A 25,501-nucleotide genomic window follows, 5' to 3' on the forward strand; every position below is an offset into this window, starting at 1 on the left:
GCGAGGCGCCTTGCGCGTCGCCGGGTTCAGGCGCCCCTTGCGGCCCGCATCAGCCCGCGCATGCGCGCGATGACCGAAGGCAGCCCCTCGAACACCGCGGCGCCGATGAGGAAATGCCCGATCGAGACCTCGCTGATCTCGGGGATGGCGGCGATGGGCGTGATGGTCTCGAAGGAGAGCCCATGCCCCGCATGGCAATGCAGCCCGAGGCCGGCCGCCACCCGCGCGCCCTCCGCCAGCCGGGCGGCCAGGGCCGGGCGGGCCTCGGGCGCCGCATCGGCATAGGTGCCGGTGTGCAGCTCGACGGCCTGGGCGCCCAGGGCGCGCGCGGCCTCGATCTGCACGGGGTCGGGCTCCACGAAGAGCGACACCTCCACCCCCTTCGCGGCCAGGCGCGCGATGGCCTCGCCCAGGAAGGGGCCGGCGCGGGTGACGTCGAGCCCGCCCTCGGTGGTCAGCTCCTCGCGCTTCTCCGGCACGAAGCAGCAGGCGGCCAGGCCCTGGCCGGAGCCCGCCAACTCCTCGGCCAGCGCCACCATTTCGGGCGTCGCGGCCATTTCGAAGTTCAGGCGCGTGGTGACCTCGGCGTGCAGGCGGCGCACATCCTGATCGCGGATGTGCCGCCGGTCCTCGCGCATATGAAAGGTGATGCCGTCGGCGCCGGCCGCCACGCAGAGCTGCGCGGCCGCGACCGGGCAGGGGAGATGGCCGCCCCGCGCATTCCGCAGCGTGGCCACATGGTCGATGTTGACGGAAAGCCTCATGCGGCGTGGGTCCTGCGGTGGTGGGCGAGTTGCGCGGCGAGGCGGATGGCGGCGATCAGGCTGTCCGGGCTGGCGATCCCGCGCCCGGCGATGTCGAGCGCGGTGCCATGGTCCGGGCTGGTGCGGATGATGGAAAGCCCGAGCGTCACATTCACCCCCCCGTCCATGTCCAGCGTCTTGATCGGGATCAGCGCCTGGTCGTGGTAGAGGCAGATCGCCGCGTCATAGAGGGGGCGGGACTTGGCGGTGAACAGGGTGTCGGGGGGTGGGGCCCGGTGGCCTCGATGCCCTCGGCGCGGAGCATGGCGACGGCGGGGGCCACGATGGCCTGGTCCTCATGGCCGAGCGTGCCGGCCTCGCCCGCATGGGGGTTGAGCCCCGCGACGGCGAGGCGGGGGGATGCGATCCCGAAATCCCGCCGCAGCCCGGCATGGGCGATGCGGGCATGTTCCACGATGAGTTCGGGGGTGAGGCGCGCGATGGCGCGTGCGAGTGGCTCGTGCACCGTCACCGGCACCACGCGCAGCTGTGGGCAGGCCAGCATCATGACGGGGGGCACGCCGGTGCCGGCCAATTCGCCCAGGAACTCGGTGTGGCCGGGATGTGGGAAGCCGGCCGCCGTCAGCACGGATTTCTGGATGGGGTTGGTGACCACGCCGCCGACCCGGCCCGCGCGCGCCAGCGCCACCGCTTCCTCGATCGCGGCCAGCACGGCGGGCGCGGTCGCGGCCTGCGGCTGGCCCGGCGTGGCGGGGACGGGCAGGGGGCGGTGCAGCACGGGCAAGGCCTGGGGAAAGGCCGCACGCGCCGATTCGGGGCTGTCCACGCGCGCCACCGGGACACCCCGGATCAGGTCGGCATCGCCCAGGAAGAGGAATTCCGGCCCGCCTTGCCGCAGCGCCGCCCAGGCGCGGGCGGTGATTTCGGGGCCGATCCCGGCCGGTTCGCCCATGGTGAGTGCCAGCATGAGGGCCATTTAGCGCGGATCGGGCGGCGCCGGTATCCGGGGCGCGAACGGGCGGTTGTCCTGCGCCTCGCGCACCCCCATCCTGTGGGCATGAAGCGCCGTGACCTCTTCGCCGCCGGCTTTGGCCTCGTCGCCTTCTCCGGGCGGGCGATGGCCCAGCAGGGGCCCATCCGCACCCATGCTCTCTCGCTGCTGGGCGAACCCGCTTTGCCGGCGGATTTCCCGCATTGGCCCTGGGTGAACCCGGATGCGCCCAAGGGCGGGCAGGTGACGCTGACGGCGCTGGGCAGCTTCGACAGCCTGAACCCCTTCATCCTGCGCGGCACGCCGGCGGTGGGGCTGATCAACATCTACGACCAGCTCCTCGCCACCTCCTCGGACGAGGCCAGCACCGAATACGCGCACCTGGCCGAGACCATTGAAATCCCGGCGGACCGAATGGGCGTCTCCTTCGAGCTGCGCGAGGGGGCGCGCTGGCATGATGGCCGCCCCATCACGGCCGAGGATGTCGTGTTCAGCTTCCAGACGCTGCGCGCCCAGGGAAGGCCCTTCTTTCGCTCCTATTGGGGCGATGTGGCGGAGGCGGTGGCCGAGGGCCCGCGCCGCGTCACCTTCCGCTTCCGCAGCAATGAGAACCGGGAGCTGGCGCTCATTCTGGGCCAGCTCTACGTCCTGCCGAAGCATTTCTGGGAGGGGCGCGACTTCGCGCGGCCCTTGCAGGAAGCCCCGCTCGGCTCCGGCAGCTATCGGGTGGAGAGCTTCGATTCCGGCCGCAGCATCACCTATGCGCGCGTGCCCGATGCCTGGGCGGCCAACCTCAACACAAAGCGCGGCACCGAGAATTTCGACGTGATGCGCTATGAATACTTCCGCGACGCCACCGTGGCCTTCGAGGCCTTCAAGGCCGGGCAGATCGATTTCCGCACCGAGAACATCGCGCGCAACTGGGCCACGGGCTACGACTTCCCGGCCATGCGCCGCGGCCTCGTGATCCGCGACGAAATCCGGCACGAGCTGCCCACCGGCATGCAGGCCTTCGTGATGAACCTCCGCCGCCCGCTCTTTCAGGATGCGCGGGTGCGCGAGGCGCTGATGACCGTGTTCGACTATGAATGGCTGAACGCCAACATCTTCAACGGGCTCTACGCGCGGACCACCAGCTTCTTCTCCAATTCCGAACTCGCCTCCTCCGGCCTGCCCGAGGGGCGCGAGCTGGAAATCCTGGAACGCTACCGCGGCCGCGTGCCCGAGAGCGTCTTCACCACGGAATTCCGCCTGCCCGTCACCGATGGCAGCGGCAACAACCGCGACGGGCTGCGCCGCGCGCTGACCCTGATGCGTGAGGCGGGGTGGGAGGTGCGGAACCGCCGCATGGTCAACCCGCAGGGCCAGCCCTTCAGCTTCGAGATCCTGTTGAACGGCGCGAGCTTCGAGCGCGTGGCCCTGCCCTATGTGCAATGGCTGCAGCGCCTGGGCATCGAGGCGCGGGTCCGCACCGTGGACCCCGCGCAATACCAGGTCCGCACCGACGCCTTCGACTTCGACATGACCGTGGACGTGATGGGTCAGAGCCTCAGCCCCGGCAATGAGCAGCGCGACTACTGGACCTGCGAGAAGGCGCGCGAGAATGGCAGCCAGAACGTGGCTGGCATCTGCGACCCCGTGGTGGACGAGCTGGTCGAACTGCTGATCAACGCGCCCGACCGCGAGGAACTGATCCACCGCACCCGCGCGCTGGACCGCGTGCTGCTGCACCACCACTTCGTCATCCCGCAATGGCACAACCGCCGCTTCTGGGTGGCCTTCTGGGACCGCTTCGGCCGGCCGGAGCGCAACCCGCGCTACGGGCTCGGCTTCGACAGCTGGTGGATAGACCCGGCGCGCGACGCCGCGCTGACCGCCGCGCGGCGGGGCTGAGTTGGGCGCCTATCTCCTTCGCCGCCTGTTGCTGGTGGTGCCGACGCTGTTCGGCATCATCCTCATCAACTTCGCCGTGGTGCAGTTCGCCCCGGGCGGCCCCGTGGAGCAGATGCTGGCCGAGCTGCGCGGCGAGGGGCAGACCCTCGGCCGCCTGACGGGCGAGGGCGGCGGCGAGGTCCGCACCGCCCAGCCCAGCGCCTTCGGCACGGGCGGCGGCGGCGAGGGCGGGCCGGTCGGCACCTATCGCGGCGCCCGCGGCCTGGACCCCGCGGTGGTGGCCGAGATCGAGCGCGCCTTCGGCTTCGACAAGCCCGCGCATGAGCGCTTCTTCACCATGCTGGCGGGCTATCTGCGCTTCGATCTGGGGCGGTCGCTCTTCCAGGACCGGGCGGTCTGGGATCTGGTGATCGAGAAGCTGCCGGTCTCCATCTCGCTCGGGCTGTGGTCCACGCTGATCATCTACCTGGTGTCCATCCCGCTCGGCATCCGCAAGGCCGTGCGGGACGGGACGCGCTTCGACCTCTGGACCTCGGGCGTGGTGCTGGTGGGCTATGCGATCCCGGGCTTCCTGTTCGCGGTCATGCTGGTGGTGCTCTTCGCGGGCGGCAGCTTCTTCCAGTGGTTCCCGCTGCGTGGCCTGGCCTCGCCGGGCGCTGGCGACTGGCCCTTCTGGCAGCGGGCGCTGGACTATGGCTGGCACATCTTCCTGCCCACGCTGACCCTGGTGATCGGCGGCTTCGCGGGGCTGACCATGCTGACCAAGAACTCCTTCCTGGAGGAGATCAACAAGCAATACGTGCTGACCGCGCGCGCCAAGGGCGCCGCGGAATCGCGCGTGCTCTACGGGCATGTGTTCCGCAACGCCATGCTCATCATCATCGCGGGCTTCCCGGCGGCCTTCATCGGCATCCTGTTCACGGGAGCGCTGCTGGTGGAGATCATCTTCTCGCTGGATGGACTCGGGCTGCTGGGATTCGAGGCGGCGTTGCGGCGGGATTATCCCGTGATGTTCGGCACCCTCTACATCTTCACTTTGCTGGGGCTGATCCTGCAGATCGTGAGCGATTTCACCTACACCCTGGTGGACCCGCGCATCGACTTCGAGGCAAGGAGATAGCGCGTGATCCTCTGGACCCAGCCCGATGGCAGCGTGATCGCCACGCCGCAGCCCGCCCATGCCATCCTCTCCGGCCAACTGGCTCGCGCGCTGGCCGAACCGCCCGAACCCTTCGAGGCCGTGTGCCTCGCCGCCGCCCAGCATGACTGCCCCTGGATGCCCTGGGAGGCCGCGCCCGACTTCGACGAGGCGACCGGCCTGCCGCGCCAGTTCAACGCGCTGGCGGGCGATGAGCATGTGCCGATGTGGGAGGCGGGCGTGCGCGCCGCATTGGCCAACTGGGGCGGCTGGGTGGGCTTGCTGGTGCTGCTGCACGGGCGGCACATCTACGGCATGAACATCCTGCACAACCGCATGGCGCCCACGCCCGCCGGCCTCGCGGCCATGGAGGGCTATGTGGCCCGCACGCCCGCCTGGGCGGCGCAGATCATGGCGGAACTCGGCGTCACCGAGGAACAGGTGCGGCCGCAGCAACAGAAGGTGGCCTTCGCCGATGCCGTGGCGCTGGGCCTCTGCTGGGGGCAGGAGCGCTTCGACTGCGCGGGCGTGCAGATGACGCGCACCGGCCCCTTCACCGCCACGCTCGATCCCTGGCCGCTCGCACCCGCCGAGATCACGCTGACCACCGAGGCCCGTCGCCTGCCCAGCCGCTTCGCCAATGCGGCCGCCATGCAGGCGGGGCTCGCCGCGGCGCCGCGTGTGGCACTCTCCTTCCGCCTCACCCCCGCCGCATGACGCCCATCACCCGTCGCCGCCTGGCCAATTTCCGCGCGAACCGGCGCGGCATGATCTCGTTGTGGATCTTCGGCATCCTCTTCGTGGTGACGCTCTTCGCCGAGGTCATCGCCAATGATCGTCCGCTCTTCGTGCGGATGGAGGGCAACAACTTCTTCCCCGTCCTGGTCGAATACGCCGAAAGCGACATCATCCCCGACGGCTTCCCCACCGCGGCCGACTGGCAGGACCCGGTGCTGACCGACGAAATCCGCGAGCGCGGCGGCTGGGTGATCTGGCCGCCCATCCCCTACAGCCACGCGACGCTGGTGCGGAACCTGCCCACGCCCGCGCCCTCGCCACCCAGCGCGTCCAACTGGCTCGGCACCGACGACCAGGCGCGCGACGTGATGGCCCGCGTGATCTACGGCTTTCGCATCTCGGTGCTGTTCGGCTTCACGCTGACCATCGCGGCCTCCATCATCGGCATCGCGGCCGGCGCGGTGCAGGGCTATTACGGCGGCTGGACGGATCTGCTGTTCCAACGCTTCATCGAGATCTGGTCGGGCATGCCGCAGCTTTTCCTGCTTATCATCCTGGCCAGCGTGATCGAACCTTCCTTCTGGTCACTGCTGATCTTCCTGCTGGTGTTTTCCTGGATGGGGCTGGTGGGCGTGGTGCGCGCGGAATTCCTGCGCGGGAGGAACCTCGACTATGTGCGCGCGGCGCGGGCCTTGGGCGTTTCGGACGGGCGGCTGATGTTCCAGCACATCCTGCCCAATGCGATGGTGGCGACGCTGACCTTCCTGCCCTTCATCCTCTCCGGCAGCGTCACGGTGCTGGCCAGCCTGGACTTCCTGGGCTTCGGCCTGCCGCCCGGCTCGCCCTCGCTGGGTGAATTGCTGCAACAGGGGAAGAACAATCTGCAGGCGCCATGGCTCGCCTTCACGGGCTTTTTCGTGCTGGGCGGTGTGCTGACGCTGCTGATCTTCATCGGCGAGGCGGTGCGGGACGCCTTCGATCCGCGCAAACTGCCGGGTGGCGGAAGATGAGCGCGACGACGATGACCGACGGCCCCCTGCTCTCCGTCGAAAACCTCTCCGTCGCCTTTCGTGGCAAGCGGGTGGTGGAGGGCGTCTCCTTCACCCTGCATGCGGGCGAGACGCTGGCCATCGTGGGCGAATCCGGCAGCGGCAAGTCGGTCACGGCGCTGTCCATCCTGCGGCTGCTGGCCGCCACCGGCTCCAACCCCGAGGGCCGCATCACGTTGGATGGCACCGATGTGACGGCCGCCACGGAAGCCCAGATGCAGCGGCTGCGCGGCGGCGTGGCCGGCATGGTGTTCCAGGAGCCCATGACCTCGCTCAACCCGCTGCACAGCATCGGCCGGCAGGTGAGCGAGGCCATCACGCTCCATCGCCCTCTGCGCGGCGACGCCCTGCGGGCGGAGGTCATCGCGAAGCTCCAGCGCGCCGGGCTGCCGCAGGTGGAGGAACGCCTCGCCGCCTATCCGCACCAGCTCTCGGGCGGGCAGCGGCAGCGCGTGATGATCGCGGCGGCGCTGGCCAACGATCCGCGGCTGCTGATCGCGGACGAACCCACCACCGCGCTCGACGTCACGATCCAGGCGCAGATCCTGGAACTGCTGGCTCGGCTGAAGCGCGAGATGCGGATGGCCCTGCTGCTCATCACGCATGACCTCACCATCGTGAAGCGCCACGCCGACCGCGTGGTGGTCATGAAGGATGGCCGCGTGGTGGAGCAGGGCCCGGTGGCCGAGGTCTTCGCCAATCCGCGGCACCCCTACACGCAGATGCTGCTGGCCACCGAACCGCGCGGCCGGCCTGCCCCCGTGGCGGAGGGCGCCGCGGAAATCCTGCGCGGCGAGGATGTGCGCGTCCACTTCCCCATCAGGCGCGGCTTCCTGCGCCGCACCGTGGCCCATGTGAAGGCGGTGGACGGTGTGGACATGGCCGTGCGCGAGGGCGAGACGCTGGGCCTGGTGGGCGAGAGCGGCTCGGGCAAGACCACGCTCGGTCTCGCGCTGCTGCGGCTGGAGACAAGCCAGGGCGTGATCCGCTTCCAGGGCCGCGAGATCCAGAACCTCTCGCGCGGGGAGTTGCGGCCGCTGCGCGCGCGCATGCAGATCGTCTTCCAGGACCCCTATGGCTCGCTCTCGCCGCGCATGAGTGCCGCCGAGATCGTGGGCGAGGGGCTTTCCGTCCATGAACCTGGCATGACCGCCGCCGAACGCGCGTCCCGCGTGGCGGCCGCGCTGGAGGAGGTGGGCCTCGACCCCGCCAGCGCCGAACGCTACCCGCACGAATTCAGCGGCGGCCAGCGCCAGCGCATCGCCATCGCGCGCGCGCTGGTGCTGAAGCCGCGGCTGCTGGTGCTGGACGAACCGACCAGCGCGCTCGACGTCAGCGTGCAGGCGCAGGTGGTGGAGCTGCTGCGCGGGCTGCAGGCGAAGCACCGCCTGGCCTACCTGTTCATCAGCCATGATTTGCGCGTGGTGCGCGCCATGGCGCACCGCATCATCGTGATGCGGAACGGCAAGATCGTGGAGATGGGCGAGGCCGAGGCGCTCACCCAGAACCCGCAACAGCCCTACACCCGCGCCCTGATGGCCGCGGCCTTCGAGCTTCGCGCCGAGCCCACCGCCGATGTCCGGGGCTGACCCGCACCCTTGGGAGGGGCGGGAACTCCAGGAACTCCGCCGGCTTCTCGATGAGAAGAAGGTCACGCTCGGCGTGCTCATCCGCAAGATGAACACGCCCGGCACACCGGTCTATTCGCACGCGGAGAACATCCTGCCGGCGGCCGCCATCCTGCTCACCTCCTTCGCGGCGGCGGTGGTGATCCATCGCTGGCTGGGCGGCCTGCTGCTGCTGGCGGGCTGCGCCTGGTGGTGGTTTCGCGTGCGCCCCACCATCCGCGACGCGGTGATGGACCGCACCACGGCGCATGTCCTGGCGGACCCACGCAACTTCGACGCGCAATGGGCGCGCGGCACCATCACCTTGTTCGCGCGCATGCCCGATGGCACAGAGCGCCTCGCCCGCAAGCGTGATGACTGGCGGGGCTACGTGCGCTCTTTCCATGAGGGGTCCTGAATGGCCATCCTGCTCTCCACCAAAGCCGCGACCATGGAGGATTGGCGCGACGCGCTGCTGGCCGTGGACCCCAGCCTCGACATCCGCCTCTTTCCCGATGTGGGCGACCCCGCCGGCATCGAGGCCGCGGTGTGCTGGACGCAGCACGACATGGCGGAGCTGCGGCGCTATCCGAACCTGAAGCTGATCGTCTCCATGGGCGCGGGCGTGGACCACCTGCTGCGCCCGCCGGGGCCGCCGCCTGGCATTCCGGTGGCGCGGCTGAAGGATACGCGCCTCACCCAGGGCATGGCCGAATGGGTGCTGCTGAACGTGCTGCGCTTCCACCGGCAGGACCTGGAATACCGCGAACAGCAGGCCGCGCGCGTGTGGAACGAACTGCCCGCGCCCGACACGCACAAGCGCCGCGTCGGCATCCTGGGCCTGGGCGAGCTGGGCGGGGCCTCGGCGCGCCTCCTCCGCATGCTGGAATTCCCGGTGATGGGCTGGACGCGCAACCCGCGCAGCCTGGACGGTGTGGAAACCTTCCACGGCGCGGCGGGCCTGGACGCCATGCTGGCCAAGACCGACATCCTGGTCTGCCTGCTGCCGCTGACGCCGGACACGCGCGGCGTGATCAACGCCCGCACGCTGGCCCTGCTGCCCAAGGGCGCCTTCCTCATCAACGCCGCGCGCGGCGGGCATGTGGTGGCGGACGACCTGCTGGCGGCACTTGATTCCGGCCATATCGCCGGCGCCGCGCTCGACGTCTTCGAGCCCGAGCCCCTGCCGGCCGATCATCGCTTCTGGACCCACCCCAAGGTGCTGGTCTGGCCGCACGCGGCCAGCATCACCATTCCGTCGAGCGCCGCACCGCAGGTGGTGGAGAATTTGCAGCGGGCGCGCGAGGGGCGCCCGCTGATCAACCTCGTGGATTTCTCCGCCGGGTACTAGGCAAGGCGCGGGCGGTGGATCACCGCCGCCCGTCGTCGATCCGCACCTCCACGCGCCGGCTCTCCAGGCTCTCGAAGCCCGGAATGGGCCCGCGCGAGAGGATGCGGATACGCGAGGCCGCGATTCCCTTCTCGATCAGCGCATCCGCCACCTGGCGGGCGCGCAGCCGGGCCAGCAGGGCATTGGCCTCCTCGCTGCCGCGCGGGCCGGTGTAGCCCAGCACCAGCACGCCCACGCGCGGCTCAGCCAGGGCCATCTGGGCCACCCGGTTCAACCCCGCCTGGGCGGGTTCCGAGAGCGCCGCAAACCATTCCTCGAAGAACACCACGAAGGCGCGCTCGCTGCCATGCGGCGCGTTGGGCGCCGGCGTGGCGGCTGGGGCGGGCGCCGGGGCCGCCGTAGCGGGCGCGGCTTGGCCCGACAGGGTGGGTGCGGGGAAGCGCGTGTTGCTGGACGGCTCGGCGCAGGCGGCCAGCAGGCCTAGCAGGGCGGCGGTGCCGGCGAACCTCAGATGGGCCATCGAATCTCTCCTGGACAAGGTGGCGCGCAGTCTTGCCGGCTTCGGGGCGGGCTGTCACGGCGCCCATTCCGCTTGACCGCGCCCAGTCCGGCCGGAAATCCTTGTGGGTATGACGCAGATCCTCGACGACGGCACCGGCTCCCCGCGCGACTTCCTGGGCTATGGCCCGAATCCGCCCGACCCGAAATGGCCGGGAGGTGCCCGCCTCGCCCTCTCCTTCGTGCTGAATTACGAGGAGGGGGGCGAGAATACCGTGCTGAACGGCGATGCGGGCAGCGAGGCCTATCTGCATGAGGTGCCCGGTGGCGCCCCTACGCTGGGCGCCCGCAACCGCGGCGTGGAGAGCCAGTTCGACTACGGCGCGCGCGCCGGCGTCTGGCGCATCCTGCGGCTTTTCGCGGCGCGCGGCCTGAAGCTGACGGTCTATGGCGTGGGCCGCGCCCTGGAACTCAACCCGACGGCCGCCCGCGCCTTCGCCGAGCAGGGCCATGAGGTGGCCAGCCACGCCTATCGCTGGATCGACTACCACAACATGCCCGAGGCCGAGGAGCGCGCCGACATCGCCCGCTGCGTCGAGACGATCGAGCGCCTGACCGGCCGCCGGCCGGTGGGCTGGTATACGGGCCGCATGTCGCCCAACACGCGCCGTCTCGTGGCCGAGCATGGCGGCTTCCTCTACGACAGCGACGCCTATGACGACGACCTGCCGCATTACGTGCAGGTGGCGGGCAAGCCGCATCTGGTGCTGCCCTACACGCTCGACAACAACGACATGAAGTTCGCCGTGCCCCCCGGCTTCGGCGACCCGGACGGGTTCGAGCGCCATTTGCGCGATGCCTGCGACCTGCTGCGCGCCGAGGGCGGGCGGATGATGAGCGTGGGGCTGCATTGCCGCCTGGTGGGGCGGCCGGGCCGCGCGGCCGCGCTGGCCCGCTTCCTCGACCATGTCGTGGCCTGCGGCGATGTTTGGGTGGCGCGCCGCGAGGACATCGCGCGCCACTGGTGGGCCACGCACCCGCCGGGCTGAGGCGGGCGCCTCAGTCGGAGATGCGCTCGATCCGGTTCGCCTCCACCACCTGGCGCCAGCGGGCGATCTCACCCTGCACATGGGCGGCGAAGCGCTCGGGCGGGCCGCCCTCGGGGCGGGCGCCCAGGGTGCGGAGACGTTCCTGCACGGCGGGGTCCGCATTGGCCTCGTTCAGCAGGGCGTTCAGCCGCGCCACGATATGCGGGGGCGTGCCGCGCGGGGCCATGTAGCCGAACCAGGGCTCGACCACCGCATCCGCCACGCCGACCTCCGCCAGGGTGGGCACGTCCGGCAGCTGCGGGTCGCGCTCGCGCCCACTGACGACCAGGGGGCGCAGCTGGCCGCCGCGGATGGCGCCGATCAGGGTGGGGACGTTCTCGAACTTCATCTGGGTGGCGCCTTGCATCACTGCCTGCATTCCCGGCGCGCCACCCCGGAAGGGCACGTGGGTCAGCTGCAGGCCGAGGCGGAAGTTCAGCAGCTCCGGCAGCAGGTGGTTGGAGCTGCCGAAGCCGGAGGAGGAGAAGTTCACCGCCGTGCCCTGCTGCCGCGCCCAGGCCAGGAATTGGGGAAAATCCTGCGCCGGATGGTCGGGCCGCACCACCAGCACGTTCATCACGCTGCCCGACCAGAAGACCGGCACCAGGTCGCGCGAGATGTCATAGGGCATGCGCGCATAGATGCTGGCGTTGATGGCGCAGTTGCCGATGGTGCAGGCGCCGAGCGTGTAGCCATCGGGCGCGCTGCGTGCCGCCAGGTCCATGCCGATATTGCCATTGGCGCCGGCGCGGTTCTCCACCACCCAGCGCTGGGGCAGGTCGCGGCTGGCCCGGTCGGCGAAGACGCGGGCGATGATGTCGGTGGCGCCGCCGGGCGGGAAGGGCACGATGATGCGCACCGGCCGCTCGGGGTTCCATTCCTGCGCGGCCGCGGGCACGGCCAGCAGCAGCGCGGCAAGCGCGAGAAGGGTGCGACGCATGGGTTTCCTCCGGATTTTCCGGCAGGCTATCCCGCGCGTCGCGGGGGCGGAAGCAGGACGGCGCGGGGCGCTTGATTTCCCGCGCCCGCCCGGGCTAGCCTTCACACATGCGCGCTGCGACGCCCTTCGCGAAGCCCACCATCCGGCCCCAGGCCGGCGCTTCGCTGCGCGCCCTTTCGCTCCTTCTCCTTCGACTTACGCGCCCCTGAGCGTGATGCCCGGCCGTGCGCCGGTGTCGCTCAGGGGGTAGCCCCGGCGGCGAAGATGCCGCATGTCGGAACGAAACGAAGCGAGACGTCACATGGCCATCAACCACCCCTCCTTCGGCACCCTGGCCGAAGACCGCATCATCATCTTCGACACGACCCTGCGCGATGGCGAGCAATCGCCCGGCTTCTCCATGAACCTGGACGAGAAGCTGCGCATGGCCGAGGCCCTGGCCGATCTCGGCGTGGACGTCATGGAAGCGGGCTTCCCCATCGCCTCCATGGGCGATTTCGAGAGCGTCGAGGCCATCGCCAAGCGCTTCGCCAAGGATGGCCCGGTGGTCTGCGGCCTGGCCCGCACCTCCCCGGCGGACATCCTGCGCGCGGCCGAGGCCATCAAGCCCGCCGCGCGGCGCCGCATCCACACCTTCGTCTCCACCTCGCCCCTGCACATGCGGGTGAAGCTGCGGATGGAGCCGGAGGCGGTGCTGGAACTGGTCACGGCCAGCGTCTCCCTCGCGCGCCAGCACACGGATGACGTGGAATGGTCCGCCGAGGACGGCACCCGCACCGAGCATGACTTCCTGTGCCGCTGCGTGGAGGCCGCCATCAAGGCGGGAGCGACCACCATCAACATCCCCGACACGGTGGGCTACGCCGTGCCGGAGGACATGTTCCACATTTTCAACATGTTGCGGGAGAAGGTTCCCGGTGCGGATGGGGTGATCTTCTCCACCCACAACCACAATGACCTGGGCCTGGCCGTCGCCAATACGCTGGCCGCCATCCGCGCGGGCGCGCGGCAGGTGGAATGCACCATCAACGGCATCGGCGAACGGGCGGGCAATGCGTCCCTGGAGGAGGCCGTGATGGCGCTGCGGACGCGCCAGGACGCCATTCCCACCACCAACAGCATCGTCACCACCAAGCTGCTGAAGGTGTCCAAGCTGCTGGCGGCCACCACGGGCTTCGACGTGCAGCCCAACAAGGCCATCGTGGGCCGCAACGCCTTCGCGCATGAAAGCGGTATCCATCAGGATGGTGTGCTGAAGGATGCCTCGACCTACGAGATCATGACGCCCGAATCCGTGGGCTGGACCACCAATTCCCTGGTGCTGGGCAAGCATTCGGGCCGCGCCGCCTTCCGCGACCGGCTGAAGAGCCTGGGCTATGAGATCGGCGACAACCAGCTGAACGACGCCTTCAAGCGTTTCAAGGACTTGGCCGACCGCAAGAAGGTCGTCTACGACGAGGACATCGCGGCCCTGGTGGATGACGAGGTGGGCCGCGCCAACGAGACCATCCGCCTCACGGGGCTGAACGTCTCCACCGGCATGGGCACCAAGCCCATGGCCACCATCACCCTGGAGGTGGATGGCGAGCGGCGAGACGGCATGGCCATCGGCGATGGCGCGGTGGACGCCACCTTCAACGCGCTGCGCCAGGCCTACCCGCATGAGGTGAACCTGAAGCTCTATGCGGTGCAGTCCGTCACCGGCGGCACCGACGCCCAGGCGCGCGTGACCGTGCGCTTCGAGGAGAAGGGCAAGCTGGTGGACGGGCAGGGGGCGGACACCTGCACCATCGTCGCCTCCGCCCGTGCCTATGTGCATGCGCTGAACAAGCTGCTGGTGAAGCGGGAGCGGACGGAGCCGCCGGCGGTGTTGCGCGCATAGCGCGCGCCCCACGAAATCGCCTTTGGCGCTTTCGTGGGGGCCCCAACACTCCCGGCACACCGCCTCGCGTCGTGCCGGGGCCCCGGTTTGGCGCCCGCCCTGCCAGCTTGGCTCCGCCTTGCGAGGCGAAGCCTCGCAAGGGCACCGGGGGGGGCGGATGAGATTGCGGGCGCGGCCTTGACGGCGCCGGCGCGCCCTGCCCCTTGGGCCCGTCTTGCCCTGCCGGGGCCAAGCCGCTAGGCATCGCGCCTCCCCCCGGTTTCCCCCAGGAAGGTCGCACCCCATGTTTGCACGCCTGTTCGGCTTCCTCTCCGCCGACATGGCCATCGACCTCGGCACGGCCAATACGCTGGTCTATGTGAAGGGGCGGGGCATCGTGCTGAATGAACCCTCGGTGGTGGCGATCTCCGACCATCGCGGCCGCAAGCAGGTGCTGGCGGTGGGCGAGGAAGCCAAGCAGATGCTGGGCCGCACCCCGGGCAACATCGCGGCCATCCGCCCCCTGCGCGACGGCGTCATCGCCGATTTCGAGGTGGCGGAGGAAATGATCAAGCATTTCATCCGCAAGGTGCACAACCGGCGCAGCTTCACCTCGCCGATGATCATCGTCTGCGTGCCCTCGGGCAGCACGGCGGTGGAGCGCCGCGCCATCCAGGAAAGCGCCGAGAGCGCCGGTGCCCGCAAGGTGCTGCTGATCGAGGAGCCCATGGCGGCGGCCATCGGCGCCGGCCTGCCGGTGACCGAGCCCTCGGGCTCCATGGTCGTGGACATCGGTGGCGGCACGACCGAGGTCGCGGTCATCTCGCTGGGCGGCATCGTCTATGCCCGCAGCGTCCGTGTGGGCGGCGACAAGATGGATGAGGCCGTCATCAGCTACATCCGCCGCACCTTCAACCTGCTGGTGGGCGAAAGCTCGGCCGAGCGGATCAAGATGGAGATCGGCGCCGCCGCCCCCCCGCTGGACGGCGAGGACGGCCCCATGACCGAGGTCAAGGGCCGCGACCTGATGAACGGCGTCCCGCGCGAGGTGGTCGTGACCCAGCGCGAGATCGCCCTGGCGCTGAACGAGCCGGTGACCCAGATCGTGGACGCGGTGAAGGTGGCGCTGGAGAACACGCCGCCCGAACTTGCCGCCGACATCGTGGACAAGGGCATCGTCCTGACCGGGGGCGGCGCGCTGCTCTACCGCCTGGACGAAGTGCTGCGCGATGCGACAGGCCTGCCCGTCGTGGTGGCAGAGGAACCCCTCTCCTGCGTGGCGCTGGGCACGGGGCGCGCCCTGGAGGAACTGAAGCGGCTTCGCCAGGTGCTGAGTTCGATGTATTGAAGTGGAGTGATGTGCGGAACCCGGGGGGGACTTGATCCGTCTGAGCATCCCTTTGCGGCAGGCGCTGGCCCGGCTCTCCTTGCCGGTGCTCATCGCCGTCGCCTTCGGCACCATGCTGCTGGGCCGCGCCGACGCGCTGCTGGTGGAACGCGCCCGCATGGTGCTGGCCGATGCCCTGACCCCCATCTGGGCCGCCGTGCAGGAGCCTGTCACGGCGGTGCGCCAGGGCATCGAGGAGGTCCAGTCGCTCTGGTATCTCCGCAGCGAGAATGCCCGCCTCACCGAGGAAAATGACCGGCTGCGCCGCTGGCAGGCCGCGGCCCTGGCGCTGGAGGCGGAGAACGCCCTGCTGCGCCGACAGCTCTCCTGGATTCCCGACCCCACGCCGCAATTCCGCACCGCCCGCGTGGTGGCCGATGGCGGCGGCACCTATGCCCGCGCCGTGCTGCTGGCCACCGGCCCCCAGCACGATATCCGCAAGGGCCAGGTGGCGCTGGATGAGCGTGGCTTCGTGGGGCGCGTCACGGAGGTGGGCGCGCGTTCGGCGCGCGTCCTGCTGGCCACCGACATCAACAGCCGCGTGCCCGTCATCATCGAGGGCTCCCGCGCGCGCGCCATGATGGTGGGCGGCAACACCGCCCGCCCCCGCCTGCAGCATTGGCCCGAGGGCGTGCAGCCCCGCGATGGCGACCGGGTGGTGACCTCGGCCGAGGCCGGCGCCTTCCCGGCGGGCCTGCCCGTGGGCGTGGTGCGCCGCACCGAGGGTGGGGCCGCCGAGGTGGAGCTCTTCGCCCAGCTCGAACGGCTGGACGTGCTGCGCCTCTTCGACTTCGGCCTGGCCGGCATCCTCCCCCCTGAGGCCGTGGCCCGGCCCGAGCCACGCGGTCGGCGCTGAGGCCCATGGCCAGGAAGGGGCGCCCCGCGCCACCCATGGGGCTGATGCGTCAGCTCGATTCCGGCGCGCGGGCGGTGTTTCCCGCGGCCTTCACCGTCTTCCTGCTCGTCATGGGCGCGGTGCCCGTGGGCGTGCCGGGCCTCGTGGTGGCGGTGGCGGTGCCCAGCGTCTTCTTCTGGACGGTGTTCCGCCCCGGCGCCATGCCCCCGCCCATCGTCTTCGCGCTGGGCCTGTTGCAGGACCTGCTGGGCTTCACCCCCTTGGGCAGCGGTGTCCTGGTCCTGCTGCTGGTGCATGGGGTGGCGCTGCGCGGGCGCACATGGCTGGCGCGGGCCTCCTTCCTCTGGGGCTGGCTCGCCTTCTGCGCCGTGGCGGCGGGCGCGGTGCTGCTGGGCTGGCTGTTCCAGGCGCTGCTGGGCTGGCAGCGGCCGCCCTTCGTGCCGGGGCTCGCGCTATTCGGCATCATGGCGGGCGGCTACCCGGCGCTGGCCTTCGTGCTGTCGCGCATGCACATGGCCATGCAGCGGGCGGAGGACGCCTTGCGATGAAATGGCCCCGCATCCTGCGGCGGCGCGAGAAGGGCGGCATCGCCAATTTCTCCATGCGCGGCGTGAAGCGCGAGGAGGAGCTGCGCCGCACCGTCTTCACCCGCCGCGCCCTGCTGCTGGGGGGCGTGCAGCTCGGCGCCTTCGGCTTCCTCGGCTGGCGGCTGCACACGCTGCAGGTGGACCAGGGCGAGCGCTTCGCCACCCTGGCCGAGGAGAACCGCCGCTCCGCCCGGCTGCTCTCGCCCCCCGCGGCCGCATCTTCGACCGCAATGGCGAGGTGGTGGCCGGCAACCGGCTGAACTGGCGCGCCCTGCTGGTGGCCGAGCACACGACCGACGTCGCCGCCACGCTGGAAACCTTCAGCCGCATCGTGCCGCTGACCGAGGCAGACCGCGCGCGCATCACCCGCGACGTGCGCCGCCGCCGCCGCTTCGTGCCCGTCACCGTGCGCGAATTCCTGGAATGGGAGGAGATGGCGCGCATCGAGGTGAACGCGCCCGATCTGCCCGGCATCGTGATCGATGTCGGCACCACCCGCATCTACCCCGAGGCCGAGCACCTGGCCCATGTGGTGGGCTATGTGGCCCCCCCCAGCGAGGCCGACCTGGATGGCGACCCGCTGCTGCAACTGCCCGGCATCCGCGTGGGCCGCGCGGGGGTGGAGCGCTTCCACGACACCACCCTGCGCGGCCGCGCGGGGGCCGTGCAGCTCGAGGTCAATGCCGTCGGCCGCATCATCCGCGAGATGGACCGGCGCGAGGGCGTGCCTGGCTCCGACGTGGAGCTGACCATTGACGTGGAACTCCAGAAGGCCGTGCGCGGCAAGATCGAGGAGGGCACCTCGGTCGTCGTGCTGGACGCCACCAATGGCGAGGTGCTGGCCATGGCGAGCCAGCCCTCTTTCGATCCCAACATCTTCAACTCCGGCGTCTCGGCCGCACAGTGGCGGCAATGGACCTCGGGCCGCTCCACGCCGCTCATCAACAAGACGACGAACGGGCTCTACGCGCCGGGCTCCACCTTCAAGATGATGGTGGCGCTGGCGGCGCTCGAGGCGCGGCTGGTGACGCCGGGCGAGCGCATCCATTGCCCGGGCCATCTCGACCTCGGCAACACGCGCTTCCATTGCTGGAACCGCAATGGCCACGGGGGCGTGGATTTGCGGACCTCGCTCAAGGTCTCCTGCGACGTCTATTACTACGAGATCGCGCGGCGCATCGGCATGGACCGCATCACGGCCATGGCGCGGCGCTTCGGCATGGGGGTGGACCTGGACATCGAGCTGCCAGGCGCGCGGCCGGGCGTCGTGCCCAGCCGCGCCTGGCAGGAGGCACGCGGCCGCCCGTGGTCGGTGGGCGATACGGTGGTGCACGGCATCGGCCAGGGTTTTTATCAGCTCACGCCGCTGTCGCTGGCCGTGATGACGGCGCGTCTCGCCTCCGGACGGGCCATCCAGCCGCACCTGACGCGCGCTGTGGGGGGGCGGCCCATCCTCGGGCGCCGGCCGGAGGATTGGCCCAGCCTCGGCATCCAGGACCGCAATTTGCGCCTGATGCGCGACGCCATGTGGTCCGTGATGAATGAGCAGGGCGGCACCGCCTATGCCTCCCGCAACATGCAGGGCTTCGGCCAGATGTCGGGCAAGACCGGCACCACCCAGGTCCGTCGCGTCACGCGTGAGCAGCGGGAGCGCGGCTTCAACGTCCAGAACGTGCCGCGCGAATGGCGCCCGCACGCGCTCTTCGTCGGCTACGCGCCGCATGACAACCCGCGCTATGCGGTCAGCGTGGTGGTGGAGCACGGCACCTCCGGCTCCGGCACCGCGGCCCCCTTGGCGCGCGATGTGCTGGTCGAGACCTTCAGCCGCTTCCGCCAGCCCATCCCGCCCCGCGTGGCGCAGAGGCGCGAGCCATGAGCGCGGTCTTCGAGCGCCGGCTTCTCACGCGCGACCGTGGCGTGGGTGTGTTCCAGAAGCTCTGGCGGATTCCCTGGCTGTTCGTCCTGCTGCTCTGCGCCGTGGCGGGGGTGGGGTATGTGGCGCTCTATTCGGCGGGTGGCGGCAACCCCGATCTCTACGCCAACCGCCACGGGCTGCGCTTCGGCTTCTGCCTGGTGATGGTGCTCTGCCTTGCGCTGGTGGATGTGCGGCTCTTCGCGCGGCTGGCCTGGCTCGGCTATGCGGCGGCGCTGGGGCTGCTGGTGCTGGTGGCGCTGCATGGACAGGTGGGGGGCGGGGCGCAGCGCTGGATCGCGATCGGCCCGCTGCAATTGCAGCCCTCCGAGCTGATGAAGATCATGCTGGTGCTGATGCTGGCCGCCTATTTCCACCGGGCGAGCTGGGAGCGCATGGGCAACCCCTTCTTCCTGCTGCCGCCGTTGCTGCTGGTGCTGGTCCCGGTCGCGCTGATCTTCAAGCAGCCCAATCTCGGCACCTCGTTGATCGTGCTGGCATTGGGCGGCGTGATGTTCTGGGCGGCGGGCGTGCGCTGGTGGAAATTCGCCGGCGTGCTGGGGCTGATGGCGGCCGCCGCACCCATCCTCTACGCCAATCTGCGCGACTATCAGCGCGCGCGCATCACCACCTTCCTCGACCCGGAGAGCGACCCGTTGGGGGCGGGCTACAACATCATCCAGTCCAAGATCGCGCTGGGTTCGGGCGGCATCTGGGGCAAGGGCTTCCTGCAAGGCACGCAGGGCCACCTGAACTTCCTGCCCGAGAAGGAAACCGACTTCATCTTCACCATGATCGCCGAGGAATTCGGCCTGGTGGGCGCCTTGGTGACGCTGGCTCTGCTGCTGCTGGTGGTGGCCTTCTGCGTGCTGGTGGCGCTGCGCTGCAAGCACCAGTTCGGGCGGTTGCTGGCGCTGGGGCTGGGCGCCAACTGGTTCCTCTATGTCTTCGTGAACGTGGCCATGGTGACCGGCGGCATTCCTGTTGGCGGCGTGCCGCTGCCGCTGATCAGCCATGGCGGGAGTGCCATGCTCACCACCATGCTTGGCTTCGGATTGCTGCTCAGTGTCTGGGTCCACCGGGACCTGGAGTTCGGCGTCGCGCGGGATTGACCCCCCGCGGCGCCGAGGGCCGTTTCAGGCCGGGGGTTCGGCGCCTACCTGCTCCACGATGCGCCGGTAGTGCTCCGGGCGGCGATGGGCGGCGAAGTTGAACATCTTCTCCTTGCCCTGGAGGCAGGCGTCGAGGTCGCATTCCGCCATGACGACCTCGTCGCCCAGGGTCTTCGCCTGGGCCACCACGACGCCGTCCGGGTTCACGATGACCGAGCCGCCGATCAGCCCCGAGCCATCCTCATTGCCGGCCTTCGCCACGCTCACCGCCCAGGTCGCGTTCATGTAGGCGTTGGACTGCGCGGCCAGGGTGGAGTGGAAGGTGCGGATGTCCTCGTTCTCGGTGCTGCCGCCATTGGGGTCATAGGCCGCGGAATTGTAGCCCATCACCATCAGCTCCACGCCCTGGAGGCCGTAGCAGCGCCAGGCCTCGGGCCAGCGGCGGTCATTGCAGATCAGCATGCCCATGACGGGGCGGTGCCATTCGGCGGGGCCGCGGAAGGCGGGGAAGCCCATGTCGCCATATTCGAAATAGCGCTTTTCGAGCTGCTGGAAGCGGCTGCCCTCGCGGGGCTCCACGCTGCCGGGCAGGTGGACCTTGCGGTACTTGCCCAGGATCTCGCCGTCCGGGCCCACGGTGATGGCCGTGTTGAAGCGGTGGCCGTCCTCGGTCAGTTCCGCATAGCCGAGGTAGAAACCCACCCGCAGCTCCCGCGCGCGGTCGAACAGGGCCTGGCAGTTGGGGTTGGGCATGGCGCGCTCGAACCAGGTGTCGAGCTCTTGCGTGTTCGGGATGAACCAGCGCGGGAAGAAGGTGGTCAGCGCCAGTTCCGGGAAGACGACCATTTGCGCGCCCTGGCGGGCGGCCTCTTCGAGCAGGGCGATGAGGCGGTCCAGCGTGTGCCGGCGGCTGTCGGCGCGCTGGATGGGGCCGGTCTGCGCGCCGGCGAGCGTGAGGATGCGGGGCATGGGCGCAACATCCCGCCGCCGGCGGTCCCTGGCAAGCTACCGCGCGAAGACCGCAACGCTTTCCAGATGCGGCGACCACAGGAACTGGTCCACCGGCGTCGCCTCGCGCAGCGCGAAGCCGGCCGCGCGCAGGGTGGCGCCGTCCCGCGCCAGGGCGGCCGGGTTGCAGGAGACGTAGATCACATGCGGCACCGCGCTGCGCGCGATCTGCGCCACCTGCTCGGGCGCGCCATTGAAGGGCGGGTCCAGCACCACCACGGAATAGGATTTCAGCTCGGCGGGCAGAAGAGGTTGTCGCGCCAGGTCGCGCCGTGTGGCCGTGACGCGCGGATGCGCGCCGGCCAGCGCCGTGACCGCCGCGCCATCGCCCTCATAGGCCTGCACCACCCCATGCGCGGGCAGCGGCAGGGAGAGCGTGCCGATGCCGGCGTAGAGATCCAGCAGCCGCGCCCGCTTGGACAGCTTGGCCGGCAGCCCGGCCAGGACGGCGGCGATGATGGCGGCCTCACCCTCGCGGCTGGCCTGGAGGAAGGCGCCGGGCGGCGGCGTGATGGCCACGCCCGAGAGATGGTGCCGCACCGGGTCATGCTGCGCCGCCACCTCGTTCGCGCCCTTGGTGGACCAGGCGATGCGCGGAATGCGGTGGGTGGCGGCGAAGGCGGCCAGGCGCTGCCGGTCGGGCATGGTCAGCGGCGCGTCGGTGCGCAGCAGCAGGTCCGGCCCGCTGTCCAGCATGTTCACCACCACGGCCCCCAGCCGCTTCAGCGCGGAGAGGCTGCGCAACGTCTCCGCCAGAGGCGGCAGCAGCGCCACCAGGGCGGGTTGCAGCACCGGGCATTCGGTCAGCGGGATCAGCTCATGGCTGCCGCGGGTGTGGAAGCCGATGGTGACGCGCCCATCGGCCAGCCGCTCCAACCCCAGATCGGCGCGGCGGCGGGCGCCGGGGGGCGTGCGCGCCAGGTCATGCACCAGCGGGTCCAGGAAGCTCGCGGATTCCAACGCGGCGACGAGGCGTCCGCGCTTCCAGGCGGCATAGGGTGCATCAGCCCAGTGTTGCACGGCGCAGCTGCCGCAGCGGCCGAAATGCACGCAGGGGGCCGCGACACGCTCCGGGCTGGCGGACAGGATGGAGAGGGCCAAGCCGGGCACCACACCCTGGCGCGCCGCACCGAGATGCGCCTCCACCCTTTCGCCGGGCAGGGTGTAGGGGATGAACGCATGGCCGCCCTCAGGCAGCGGCGCGATGCCGTCGCCCTGGGCGCCCATGGTGGTGATGGAAAGCTCGGTCACGGCGCCCTCCGGGCGAAAAAGCCCAAAGGGCAGGTCAAAGCGGCGGGCGCAAGGGACGCCCGGGATCTCCTCCGCCCCCCGGTGCCCTGGCGAAGCTTTGCCTCGCCAGGCGGAACCACCCCAGAGAACCGGCGCCAAACCGGGGCCCCCGGCACGGCGCGAAGCGACGTGTTGGGGTGGTGAGGGGCCCCCGGCACGGCGCGAAGCGACGTGTTGGGGATCAGATCAGCCGAAGGCGTTGAGGCCCGTGATGGCGCGCCCCAGGATCAGGGCATGCACGTCATGCGTGCCCTCATAGGTGTTCACCGTCTCGAGGTTCATGACGTGGCGGATCACGTGGTACTCGTCCACGATGCCGTTGCCGCCGTGCATGTCGCGGGACATGCGCGCGATGTCGAGCGCCTTGCCGCAGTTGTTGCGCTTGATCAGGCTGATCATCTCCGGCGCCGCCTTGCCCTCGTCGAAGAGGCGGCCGACGCGCAGGCAGGCCTGCAGGCCGAGGGTGATCTCGGTCTCCATGTCCGCCAGCTTCTTCTGGATCAGCTGCGTCTGCGCCAGCGGGCGGCCGAACATCTTGCGGTTCAGCGTGTAGTCGCGCGCGGCGGCCATGCAGAACTCGGCGGCCCCCAGCACGCCCCAGGCGATGCCGTAGCGCGCGCGGTTGAGGCAGGAGAAGGGCGCGGCGAAGGAACGGGCGCCCGGCAGGCGGTTCTCATCGGGGACGAAGACCTCGTCCATCATGATCATGCCGGTGATGCTGGGACGCAGCGAGAACTTGCCTTCGATCTTGGGCGTGGTCAGGCCCTTCATGCCGCGTTCCAGCAGGAAGCCGCCGAGCGTGCCCTCGTCATCCTTGGCCCAGACCAGGCAGACATCCGAGATGGGCGAGTTGGTGATCCAGGTCTTGGACCCGGACACCAGCCAACCGCCATCCACGCGCTTCGCGCGCGTGCGCATGGAGTTGGGGTCGGAGCCCGCATCGGGTTCGGTCAGGCCGAAGCAGCCCACCCATTCGCCGGTGCGCAGCTTGGGCAAGAATTTTTGCTTCTGCGCCTCGCTGCCATAGGCGTGGATGGGGAACATCACGAGCGAGGACTGCACGGAGAAGGCGGAGCGATAGCCGCTGTCCACCCGCTCCACCTCGCGCGCCATCAGGCCATAGGCGACGTAGGAGACGCCGGCGCAGCCATAGCCCTCCAGCGTCGCGCCCAGGAAGCCCTGCTCACCGAAGGCGTTCATGATGGAGCGGTCGAAGGTCTCGTGCCGGTTCGCCATCAGCACGCCGGGCATCAGCCGGTCCTGGCAGAAGGCGCGCGCCGCGTCGCGGATCATGCGCTCGTCTTCCGTCAGCTGCTCCTCGAGGAGGAAGGCGTCCTCCCAGGTGAAGGGGGCGAGCTTGGTCTTGCCGGGCGAGGTGACGACGTTCATGGCTTCTTCCTTCCGTGGCGGCCCGGCCGGGGCAGCGGCGCAAGGACCGGTGAGGCACCGGTCGCGCAGGGGCCGGGTGTCCGCGCATCCGCCACGGTGTACACGCCGTGGCCGGACTTGTGCAGGGTGGACGAGCCCGCGCGCCGATATTCTCGCGCCGGCTGGTCTCCTGTGGTCTCAGGCGGCGGCTTCGGTGCCGTTTTCGCGCTCGGCCGTCTCGCGCTTGGGGCGCGGGATGGGGATGAGCATGAAGGCCGGCACGCTGTCGCCGAAGCCACGCACGGCGGGGCCCATGTCGTCGCGGTCGCGGCCACGATCGCCGCGGTCGTCGCGGCGGGGGCGCTCGTCGCGCATCCGGGGCGCTTCATCGCGCGGCGGGCGGGAGCTTTCGTCGCGCCGGCCACGATCGTTTTCGCTCCGGCGGGGCGGACGGGGGGTTTCCTCGCGCGGGGCAGCCTCGGCGCGGGGGGCTTCCTCGCGGGCGGGGCGGGGCGCGGAATCGCGCCGAGGGCCACGGTCGCGGGACCCACGGCCACGGTCGCCGCCACGGCTGTCGGAGCGCGGGGAGGAGGAGGAAGAGGAGCCAGGCCGGCCGCGCTTGCGCGTCGCCGCCTCGGCCAGTTCCTCATCGGTGACGGGGTCGAGGCCCTCGACCTCCAGGCGCGGGATGGGGGCGCCCGTCAGCTTCTCGATGGCGGTGACGAGCTTCGCGTCATCGGCGGTGGCGATGCTGTAGGCATGGCCCTCGCGCCCCGCGCGGCCGGTGCGGCCGATGCGGTGGACGTAGTCTTCCGAGTGGAAGGGAACGTCAAAGTTGAACACATGCGACAGCCCGCCGATGTCGAGGCCCCGCGCCGCCACATCCGAGCAGACCAGCAGCCGGATCTCGTTGGCCTTGAAGGCGGAGAGCGTGGCGAAGCGGGCCGACTGGTCCATGTCGCCGTGCAAGGCACCAACCGAGAAGCCGTGCCGCTTCAGCGACTTGTAGAGGATGTCCACCTCGATCTTGCGATTGCAGAAGATCAGGGCGTTCTGCACCTGCTCGCGCCGGATCAGCCGGCGCAGTGCCTCGCGCTTGTCGCGCGGCTGCACATAGACGATGCCCGTGGTGATCGTGGTCGCGACCGTGGCGGGCCGGCTGACCGTGATTTCCTTGGGGTTGGACAGGAAGGCATCGGCGAGGCGCCGGATCTCGGGCGCCATGGTGGCCGAGAAGAACAGCGTCTGCCGGAGGCGCGGGATGATCTGCACGATGCGCTCGACATCAGGGATGAACCCCATGTCCAGCATGCGGTCGGCCTCGTCGATGACCAGCAGCTTGCAGTCGGCCATCAGGATGCGGCCGCGGTCGAACAGGTCCAGCAGGCGGCCCGGCGTCGCGATCAGCACGTCCACACCCTTGTCGAGCACGTCGCGCTGGTCGTTCATGCTCTCGCCGCCGATGAGCAGCGCGTGGGTCAGGTTCAGATACTTGCCGTATTTGACGAATTGCTCCGCCACCTGAAGGGCCAGCTCGCGCGTGGGCTCCAGGATGAGGCTGCGCGGCATGCGCGCCTTGGCGCGGCTGCCGGCCAGGATGTCCATCATCGGCAGGGTGAAACTGGCCGTCTTGCCGGTGCCGGTCTGGGCGCAGCCTAGCACGTCACGGCCCATCAGGACGATGGGGATGGCCTGTTCCTGGATGGGCGTGGGGTGGATGTAGCCGGCCTCGCTGACGGCGCGGAGGATGGACTCCGACAGGCCGATATCGGCGAAGGTCGTGCGCGGGGCGACGGGTTCCTCGGGGGCGGGGGCCTCCTCGGCCACGGCCTGCTCGCCCGCGGTGGTCAACAATGGGGCGCCGTCGGTCATCGCCGGCTCCGCGGCTGCGACCTCGGCGGGCTCGGCCTCGGGCGGTGCCGCCTCAGGCGGTGCTTCCTCAGGCGTGGCGGCTTCGGCCGCGACCTCCACGGGCGCGCGCTCTTCGGGCACCGACGCTTCGGGCTCGGGGGCGACTTGCGCCTCCACCTTCGTCATGGCGTCCTGAGTCGGGGCGTTGTTCT

At 70.2% G+C, this 25,501-nt stretch carries 22 protein-coding genes and 1 pseudogene; 15 read left to right on the plus strand and 8 right to left on the minus strand.

Features of this window, described 5'->3' with window-relative positions; all coding sequences use genetic code 11:
- Positions 1-26: 26 nt before the first annotated feature.
- Together ICW72_RS17505 and pdxA are read right to left on the minus strand one after the other, a co-directional pair.
- Complete coding sequence (locus ICW72_RS17505) at positions 27-764, minus strand: pyridoxine 5'-phosphate synthase (protein ID WP_191083873.1); 738 nt, start codon at positions 762-764, stop codon at positions 27-29.
- Positions 761-1,731 (minus strand): annotated as a pseudogene (gene pdxA, locus ICW72_RS17510) (4-hydroxythreonine-4-phosphate dehydrogenase PdxA). The gene ICW72_RS17505 and the pseudogene pdxA overlap by 4 nt, the downstream one beginning before the upstream one ends.
- Positions 1,732-1,821: 90 nt before the next feature.
- On the opposite strand from pdxA, the gene ICW72_RS17515 reads away from it, so the two are divergent.
- From ICW72_RS17515 to ICW72_RS17545, 7 genes are read left to right on the plus strand one after another with little or no spacing between them, the layout of a single operon-like run.
- On the plus strand, positions 1,822-3,648 hold the full coding sequence (locus tag ICW72_RS17515) for an extracellular solute-binding protein (RefSeq protein ID WP_191083874.1): 1,827 nt from the start codon (positions 1,822-1,824) through the stop codon (positions 3,646-3,648).
- A gap of 1 nt (position 3,649) precedes the next feature.
- A complete protein-coding gene (locus ICW72_RS17520; protein WP_191083875.1) occupies positions 3,650-4,768 on the plus strand; it encodes a microcin C ABC transporter permease YejB in 1,119 nt (372 codons plus the stop codon).
- A 3-nt stretch (positions 4,769-4,771) separates the two neighbouring features.
- A complete protein-coding gene (locus tag ICW72_RS17525; RefSeq protein ID WP_191083876.1) occupies positions 4,772-5,503 on the plus strand; it encodes a DUF3891 family protein in 732 nt (243 codons plus the stop codon).
- On the plus strand, positions 5,500-6,534 hold the full coding sequence (locus ICW72_RS17530) for an ABC transporter permease (RefSeq protein ID WP_191083877.1): 1,035 nt from the start codon (positions 5,500-5,502) through the stop codon (positions 6,532-6,534). Before ICW72_RS17525 ends, ICW72_RS17530 begins: the two co-directional genes overlap by 4 nt.
- Positions 6,531-8,162 (plus strand): ABC transporter ATP-binding protein, encoded by a 1,632-nt coding sequence (locus ICW72_RS17535; protein ID WP_408639215.1) that lies wholly within the window; start codon positions 6,531-6,533, stop codon positions 8,160-8,162. The genes ICW72_RS17530 and ICW72_RS17535 overlap by 4 nt, the downstream gene beginning before the upstream one ends.
- Positions 8,149-8,598: a hypothetical protein gene (locus ICW72_RS17540; protein WP_191083879.1), complete on the plus strand. Its 450-nt coding sequence runs from the start codon at positions 8,149-8,151 to the stop codon at positions 8,596-8,598. Before ICW72_RS17535 ends, ICW72_RS17540 begins: the two co-directional genes overlap by 14 nt.
- Positions 8,599-9,531: a 2-hydroxyacid dehydrogenase gene (locus tag ICW72_RS17545; RefSeq protein WP_191083880.1), complete on the plus strand. Its 933-nt coding sequence runs from the start codon at positions 8,599-8,601 to the stop codon at positions 9,529-9,531.
- Between the two features lie 19 nt (positions 9,532-9,550).
- On the opposite strand, the gene ICW72_RS17550 is transcribed toward ICW72_RS17545, so the two are convergent.
- On the minus strand, positions 9,551-10,051 hold the full coding sequence (locus ICW72_RS17550; protein WP_191083881.1) for an OmpA family protein: 501 nt from the start codon (positions 10,049-10,051) through the stop codon (positions 9,551-9,553).
- Positions 10,052-10,160: 109 nt separating this feature from the next.
- Between ICW72_RS17550 and puuE the strand changes: the two genes are divergently transcribed.
- On the plus strand, positions 10,161-11,078 hold the full coding sequence (puuE, locus tag ICW72_RS17555) for an allantoinase PuuE (RefSeq protein WP_191083882.1): 918 nt from the start codon (positions 10,161-10,163) through the stop codon (positions 11,076-11,078).
- A 10-nt stretch (positions 11,079-11,088) separates the two neighbouring features.
- Here puuE and ICW72_RS17560 read toward each other — a convergent pair whose 3' ends face one another.
- A complete protein-coding gene (locus ICW72_RS17560; RefSeq protein ID WP_191083883.1) occupies positions 11,089-12,057 on the minus strand; it encodes a Bug family tripartite tricarboxylate transporter substrate binding protein in 969 nt (322 codons plus the stop codon).
- A 301-nt stretch (positions 12,058-12,358) separates the two neighbouring features.
- On the opposite strand from ICW72_RS17560, the gene ICW72_RS17565 reads away from it, so the two are divergent.
- The 7 genes from ICW72_RS17565 (at position 12,359) to rodA (ending at position 19,772) form a co-directional block, all read left to right on the plus strand.
- Positions 12,359-13,939 (plus strand): 2-isopropylmalate synthase, encoded by a 1,581-nt coding sequence (locus ICW72_RS17565; RefSeq protein ID WP_191086316.1) that lies wholly within the window; start codon positions 12,359-12,361, stop codon positions 13,937-13,939.
- Positions 13,940-14,222: 283 nt separating this feature from the next.
- On the plus strand, positions 14,223-15,266 hold the full coding sequence (locus tag ICW72_RS17570) for a rod shape-determining protein (RefSeq protein ID WP_184385185.1): 1,044 nt from the start codon (positions 14,223-14,225) through the stop codon (positions 15,264-15,266).
- 31 nt (positions 15,267-15,297) lie between these two features.
- A complete protein-coding gene (mreC, locus tag ICW72_RS17575) occupies positions 15,298-16,161 on the plus strand; it encodes a rod shape-determining protein MreC (RefSeq protein WP_191083884.1) in 864 nt (287 codons plus the stop codon).
- Between the two features lie 35 nt (positions 16,162-16,196).
- On the plus strand, positions 16,197-16,709 hold the full coding sequence (locus tag ICW72_RS17580; protein ID WP_223880661.1) for a rod shape-determining protein MreD: 513 nt from the start codon (positions 16,197-16,199) through the stop codon (positions 16,707-16,709).
- Entirely contained in the window at positions 16,706-17,008 is a 303-nt protein-coding gene (locus tag ICW72_RS20805) for a hypothetical protein (RefSeq protein ID WP_223881023.1), read from the plus strand. Before ICW72_RS17580 ends, ICW72_RS20805 begins: the two co-directional genes overlap by 4 nt.
- Positions 16,987-18,624, plus strand: coding sequence for a penicillin-binding protein 2 (gene mrdA, locus ICW72_RS17585; protein WP_232370747.1), 1,638 nt, complete (start codon positions 16,987-16,989; stop codon positions 18,622-18,624). Before ICW72_RS20805 ends, mrdA begins: the two co-directional genes overlap by 22 nt.
- Positions 18,621-19,772, plus strand: a complete 1,152-nt coding sequence (gene rodA, locus ICW72_RS17590; RefSeq protein ID WP_191083886.1) for a rod shape-determining protein RodA — start codon at positions 18,621-18,623, stop codon at positions 19,770-19,772. Before mrdA ends, rodA begins: the two co-directional genes overlap by 4 nt.
- 24 nt (positions 19,773-19,796) lie before the next feature.
- Here the strand turns inward: rodA and ICW72_RS17595 are convergent, their stop codons facing one another.
- From ICW72_RS17595 to ICW72_RS17610, 4 genes are all read right to left on the minus strand, one after another.
- Positions 19,797-20,741 carry an N-carbamoyl-D-amino-acid hydrolase gene (locus tag ICW72_RS17595; RefSeq protein WP_191083887.1) on the minus strand — a complete coding sequence of 315 codons (945 nt, stop codon included), beginning with the start codon at positions 20,739-20,741 and terminating at the stop codon, positions 19,797-19,799.
- A gap of 36 nt (positions 20,742-20,777) precedes the next feature.
- Positions 20,778-22,031 carry a class I SAM-dependent RNA methyltransferase gene (locus ICW72_RS17600; RefSeq protein ID WP_223880662.1) on the minus strand — a complete coding sequence of 418 codons (1,254 nt, stop codon included), beginning with the start codon at positions 22,029-22,031 and terminating at the stop codon, positions 20,778-20,780.
- A 225-nt stretch (positions 22,032-22,256) separates the two neighbouring features.
- Entirely contained in the window at positions 22,257-23,459 is a 1,203-nt protein-coding gene (locus ICW72_RS17605) for an acyl-CoA dehydrogenase (RefSeq protein ID WP_191083888.1), read from the minus strand.
- A 177-nt stretch (positions 23,460-23,636) separates the two neighbouring features.
- Complete coding sequence (locus ICW72_RS17610; protein WP_223880993.1) at positions 23,637-25,310, minus strand: DEAD/DEAH box helicase; 1,674 nt, start codon at positions 25,308-25,310, stop codon at positions 23,637-23,639.
- Between the last annotated feature and the right edge of the window lie 191 nt (positions 25,311-25,501).

It is taken from the genome of Roseococcus microcysteis (assembly GCF_014764365.1).
In the GTDB taxonomy this organism is placed as follows: Bacteria; Pseudomonadota; Alphaproteobacteria; order Acetobacterales; family Acetobacteraceae; genus Roseococcus; species Roseococcus microcysteis.